This window comes from Streptomyces sp. NPDC054841 (genome assembly GCF_053611045.1).
In genome coordinates this window covers 1-5,376 of the sequence record NZ_JBSGZO010000532.1, presented here as the reverse complement: position 1 = coordinate 5,376, position 5,376 = coordinate 1, and the positions used below count along the sequence as shown (strand labels likewise).

The window sequence follows — 5,376 nt, the reverse complement described above, 5'->3', positions numbered from 1 at the left end:
CGACTGCGACTGCGCAGGCCGTCGCCGTCGCGCACCGGCTGACGCCAGGTCGGCGGCCCTACCGGCCCGTCGCGCTCGCCGTCCCCCGGGGGACCACGTTGCCCAGGACGGCGGCCAGCGGGTACCAGTCGGCGGAGACCACGCTCGCATGCCGGCCGGCCAGCAGGCCGACCCGGTCGCGCGCCTGCGCCTCGGTGGGGTTGGTGCCGTCGATCGCAGGCGGCACGTTGGCGGCGTCGGTCATGACGACGAGGTAGTGGTTCCGGTCGTACCAGGCGGTGTCGATCGAGCCGCCGGCGTACGTGGGGGCGTCGCCGTCGAAGAGGACGAACCAGGGGCGAAGGGAGGCGTCGGCGTAGCGGCTGCGCGGGTCGCCGGCCTGCGCGCCGTGCACCGCGGGGAACGCGGCGGCGTCCCGCAGCCGCCCCGCCGCTGCGAGGGTGCGCAGGTGCGTGGCGTACTCACGATCGGTCCACAGGGTGTCCAGCGGGTTGCCCTCCTCGACCGTGCCCGGGATGAGTTCGACCACGAACTTCCCGGCCAGGTCGGAGCGCGCGGGCCAGCCCTGGGTTCGTACGGCGGTGTCGAGATCGGGCTGACCGGCCGCCAGGTCGGCCGGGCGGTACAGCGCCTCACCGAGCCGGGCCGTCAGCAGAGCGTCCAGGGCGGCGGGCCCCCGGCCGTACCGCGAAGTACGGGTACTTCGATTTCTCGTACGCGTTGTGGACGCCGACCCAGGTGGTGGACGAATAGGCCGGTCCGTCCGCCGCAATGCCGGGTTCTGCCGCCGGCGCCTGCCCCGGTGCGAGCGCGACACCCAGCATCGCGGCGGCGACCGCGGGCACAGCCGTACGCGAGAGCTTCCTCATGGTCCCCTGCCTGCTGTCGGGAGTGGATCAAATCGACTGCAGATTAGGGGAGTTGACTGAATGAAGGGAGGTGTTCAGGCGACGTGAAGGAATTCGTCGACGATTCCGGGCGCCGCTGCCGCGGCGAATCCGGGCGCGGACTGTGCCGCAAGATCCGGGATGCGGTAGCCGTGCTCACCCGCCGCAACCGCCGCGGTGACGGTGACCAGACCGTTCCGCCGGGCGAACGGCGAGGAGGTGAAGGTCCATGCGGCGATCGCGTCCCGCTCCAGCGCCACGGTGTCCCTGCTGAACGTGCCGGAGCGCACCAGCAGATGGCGGTCGCGCAGCGCGTGCCCGAGGCTGCGATAGGCGTCCCGCGCCAGCAGCCACACAACCGGCGTGGCGATGAGGGCGAACACCCAGGCACAGTGCAACAGGACGGGGGTGAGGAGAGCACCCAGCAGCGCCAGTGCGGCCGTGATGGGCAGTACGAACAGCAGCAGTCCGCGTCTCAGCCGACGGCGGAGCGCCGGGCGCGGGTGCGGGGCGAAATCGACTCCCTCGAACGGGGGCCGTGGCTCGCGCAGTGTTCCCGCGGCGACCCGCAGAGCCTGTGTACGGGGAGCGGGTGGCAGGAGCGCGCTGCGGCTCCTGGTCTCCTCGCGGTTGCCGAGGCCGCCCGCGACGGCGTGCACACTCGCCCCGCCCGCGGCCCGGAGCAGGAGAGGTTCCCGCAGCATCACCCCGCGCAGCCGGGCGCGTTCGATGGTGACCGAGCGGGTCGTGAGCAGTCCACGCCGTACGGCCAGGGTGCGGTCGTCGCGCCACTCGGTGCGCAGATCCCACCAGTTTTCGGTGTAGAGCGCGAGCGCGCCGAGCGAGCCGACGGCGACGACGGCCAGCAGTGCAGCGGGGACGGTCAGCCAGAGCACGCTGTTGCCGAACTCGGCGAAGGCCCTCTGGACGAACCCCACGCGCCACAGTTCCACGCCCACGGCGTCCAGGACGCGGTAGACCGTCCCCGCCGCGACCCCGACCCCGCCGATGACCCAGAAGGTGAGCGGGGCATACCGCAGCCAGCGCCAGTCGATCCGTGCGAGGACCGGATCCCCGGAGGCCGCGTCGGCGTCGGCGTGTGCGAGAAGAACCGTCCGCAGCCGCAGCGCCTCGCTCCGGGACACGGCGTTCAGGGCGACCTCACCTCGACCCCCGTGCGAGGTGGTGGTGCCCGCGCGGACGACCGTGAGACCGAGCACCCGGTGCAGCGGCGTGGCGGTCAGATCGACGCTGCGGATGCGGTTCAGCGGCACTGTGCGCAGCTGCTTGCTGAACACTCCGCTGCGCAGGAAGAGCGAGTCGGCGCCGACGCGGTAGTGCGTGCGGCTCCAGCGGATGACTCCGCAGGTGCTGACAACCGCGAACGCGGCCGCAATTGCGGCGAGTGTGATCCACCCGCCGGGACCGATCCGCCCGCCGGTGGCGAGGGCGGTGAGCACGGCCGAGCCGAGTGGCGCCGCCAACCAGCCGCACTGCACCAGCAGGGTGCGGGCATCGGGCCGGCACCAGGGCGTGGACCGCGCGGTGTCCGGGGATGCGGCGAGGGCGGTCATGCGGCCTCCCCCCGAACGGCCTGGGCAGCCTCGGCGATACGCCGCGACAGGTCCTCGGCGTCGGACTCCGACAGCCCGGAGATCCTGATGTCCCCCGCGGTCGAGGCCGTGGTGACGGTGAGGGTGGCGAGTCCGTACCGCCGCTGGACCGGACCGCGCACGGTGTCGACGGTCTGCACCCGGGACAGCGGGGCGATCCGGCGCTGCTGCCACAGCCAGCCCCTGGCCGCGTACACCGAGTACGTGCCCAGTTCCCAGCCGTGCACCGCGCAGCGCCTGCGCGGCATGACGGTCGCATACACCAGCGCGGGCGCGACGAGTGTGGCGAGCAGCAGCGGGCCCAGCCACGGCAGCGCCCCGGCGAAGAAGAGCGTGGAGAGCGTCGCCAGCGCTATCGCGGCGAGCAGCATCGGCCCGCTGACCGAGAGGAGTGCCTGCACGGTCCACCAGCGTCGGGCGCGGGGATCGACCCGGCATCGGGGTGGTCGCAGGAGCGGGGCAGTAGGCGTGGGCATCAAGGAGTTCCCCGTTTGCAAGTCAGCTGTATTGGATGGCGATACGTTACAACGGTACAAGTGACTTGTAAAAGGGAGTGAGGCCCGCCGTGCCCAAGAAGGTGGATCATGAAGAGAGACGTCTGGAGATCACTGCGGCGCTCTGGCGCATCGCGAGCACGCGCGGCCTCGACGGAGTCAGCCTGCGTGACGTCGCCGCCGAGGCCGGTATCTCGCTCGGCAGGCTCCAGCACTACTTCCGCTCCAAGGACGAGATGCTCGTCTTCGCCCTGCGGCAGATCAACCAGCTCGCCGACCAGCGCATCAGGGACCGCATCGAGAAGGCCGCGACCAATCTGGCCGAGGAGCCCCCGCCCCGCTTCGTGCTGCGCGAATGCCTCGCCGGAATGCTGCCGTTGGACGAACACAGCCGTGTCGGTCAGCTTGTGGCAGCGGCCTACTTCGCCCGTGCGGTCCACGACGACCGGCTGCGCACCGAGGCCCAGGAGGGCATCCCCAGGCTCCGCGAGTTCCTCGCCGGACTGCTGCGCCGGGCCGCCGAAGGCCGGCAGTTGCCCGCCGGGTGCGACCCCGACGCCGAGGCGATGATCCTCATCAGCCTGGTCGACGGCCTGACCGCATACACCCTGTTGCACGTCCACACCCCCGAGGAGGCCTTGCGCCTGCTCGATCACCACCTCGACCGGCTGTTCGGCACTACCGCATGAGCGCGGCCCGCTCGGCTTCTGCCCGCTCGGCTCTGTCTGCCCGCTCGGGCACCCGCCCGACCCCGGCCATGGCATGCGCGCCGGGGCGGGGCCGGGCACGATGGGCGGCATGCTGCTGGCCCGCCTCGCGGACGTGTCACGGCAGGTCGCTGCCGAGCCGTCCCGTACCCGCAAGATCGCAGCCCTGGCCTCCCTGTTCGAGGACGCCCGGCCCCAGGAGGCTGCGCTCGTCATCTCCTATCTCGCCGGACGGCTCCCGCAGGGACGGCTGGGCGTCGGCTGGAGCGTCCTCAAGGACCGGGCGCAGCCTGCCGACCGGCCGGGCCTGACCGTCGGCGAGGCAGACGCGGCGTTCACCGCACTCGCCCAGGTCGCCGGAGCCGGCGCGCAGGCCGAACGCAAGCGTCTGATCGGAGAGCTCATGGGTGCGGCGACCGCACCCGAGCAGGAGTTCCTGTTCCGGCTGCTGACCGGTGAGGTGCGCCAGGGCGCCTTGGACGCCATCGCTCTGGAGGCCGTCGCCAAGGCGGCGGGCGCCCCGGCCGGCGACGTCCGGCGCGCGGTGATGCTGGACGGGTCCCTGCCCCGCGTGGCGGAAACCCTCCTTGCCGAGGGCCCGGATGTGCTCGCGTCCTTCCGGCTGCGAGTGGGCCGACCGGTCCAGCCGATGCTGGCCGGTAGCGCGCCATCGGTCGTCGAAGCGGTCCAGTCGCTCGGCTCCTGCTGTGTCGAGGAGAAACTGGACGGCATTCGCATCCAGGTCCATCGGTCCGGCGGTGACGTGCGAATCCACACGCGCTCCCTCGACGACATCACCGGACGGCTGCCCGACGTCGTGGCCTCGGTGCGGGAACTGCCGGGGGACCTGTTCATCCTGGACGGCGAAGTGATCGCGCTCGACCCGGCCGGCCGGCCCCTGCCCTTCCAGGACATCGCCTCACGCGTGGGCTCCCGTACCGATGTGGCCGCGGCAACCGCCGCGCTGCCCCTGTCACCCGTCTTCTTCGACATCCTGGCCGACGACGGCGCCGACCTGCTCGGCCTGACCGGCCGGGAGCGGCACGCGGCCCTGGCGCGCCTGGTCCCCGAGCCCATGAGGGTACGTCGCGTTGTCATCGAGGACCCCGGCTCCGCACCGCAGCTGCGCGAGGCCGAGGACTTCCTCGCCGCGGCCCTCGACCGCGGCCACGAGGGCGTCATGGTCAAGGCCCTGGACGCGCCCTACAGCGCCGGCCGCCGAGGTCGCTCATGGCTCAAGGTGAAACCCGTCCACACCCTGGACCTCGTCGTCCTGGCCGTCGAATGGGGTCACGGCCGCCGTACCGGGCTCCTTTCCAACCTGCACCTCGGCGCACGCGCGCCCGACGGTACCTTCGTCATGCTCGGCAAGACCTTCAAGGGGCTCACGGACGCGATGCTGCGCTGGCAGACAGAGCATCTGCGGGAACTTGCGGTGGGCGACGACGGTTTCGTCGTACGCGTACGGCCGGAACTCGTCGTCGAGATCGCCTACGACGGCCTTCAGCGCTCCTCGCGCTACCCGGCCGGTGTGGCTCTGCGCTTCGCGCGCGTGGTGCGCCACCGTCCGGACAAGAGCGCAGCGGAGGCGGACACCATCCAGCAGGTTCTGGCTTCCGCCCGCAGCGGCACGTCCCAGGAAGGCTGAGCCGCAGGTCATCGGTAGGGGAGAGGC

The 5,376-nt window shown here is 71.9% G+C and carries 4 protein-coding genes and 1 pseudogene; 2 read left to right on the top strand and 3 right to left on the bottom strand.

Features of this window, described 5'->3' with window-relative positions; translation table 11 throughout:
* Positions 1-58: 58 nt before the first annotated feature.
* The 3 genes and pseudogenes from ACWGI8_RS38545 to ACWGI8_RS38535 all read right to left on the bottom strand — a co-directional run bounded on the left by ACWGI8_RS38545 (position 59) and on the right by ACWGI8_RS38535 (position 2,976).
* Positions 59-869 (bottom strand): annotated as a pseudogene (locus ACWGI8_RS38545) (hypothetical protein).
* Positions 870-943: 74 nt separating this feature from the next.
* Complete coding sequence (locus tag ACWGI8_RS38540) at positions 944-2,461, bottom strand: PH domain-containing protein (protein WP_453668097.1); 1,518 nt, start codon at positions 2,459-2,461, stop codon at positions 944-946.
* A complete protein-coding gene (locus tag ACWGI8_RS38535; protein ID WP_453668096.1) occupies positions 2,458-2,976 on the bottom strand; it encodes a PH domain-containing protein in 519 nt (172 codons plus the stop codon). Before ACWGI8_RS38535 ends, ACWGI8_RS38540 begins: the two co-directional genes overlap by 4 nt.
* A gap of 89 nt (positions 2,977-3,065) precedes the next feature.
* On the opposite strand from ACWGI8_RS38535, the gene ACWGI8_RS38530 reads away from it, so the two are divergent.
* Together ACWGI8_RS38530 and ACWGI8_RS38525 are read left to right on the top strand one after the other, a co-directional pair.
* On the top strand, positions 3,066-3,683 hold the full coding sequence (locus ACWGI8_RS38530; protein WP_453668095.1) for a TetR/AcrR family transcriptional regulator: 618 nt from the start codon (positions 3,066-3,068) through the stop codon (positions 3,681-3,683).
* Positions 3,684-3,792: 109 nt separating this feature from the next.
* The gene (locus ACWGI8_RS38525; protein WP_453668094.1) at positions 3,793-5,349 is read left to right on the top strand and encodes an ATP-dependent DNA ligase; all 1,557 of its coding nucleotides are present in this window, start codon (positions 3,793-3,795) and stop codon (positions 5,347-5,349) included.
* Positions 5,350-5,376: the final 27 nt, after the last annotated feature.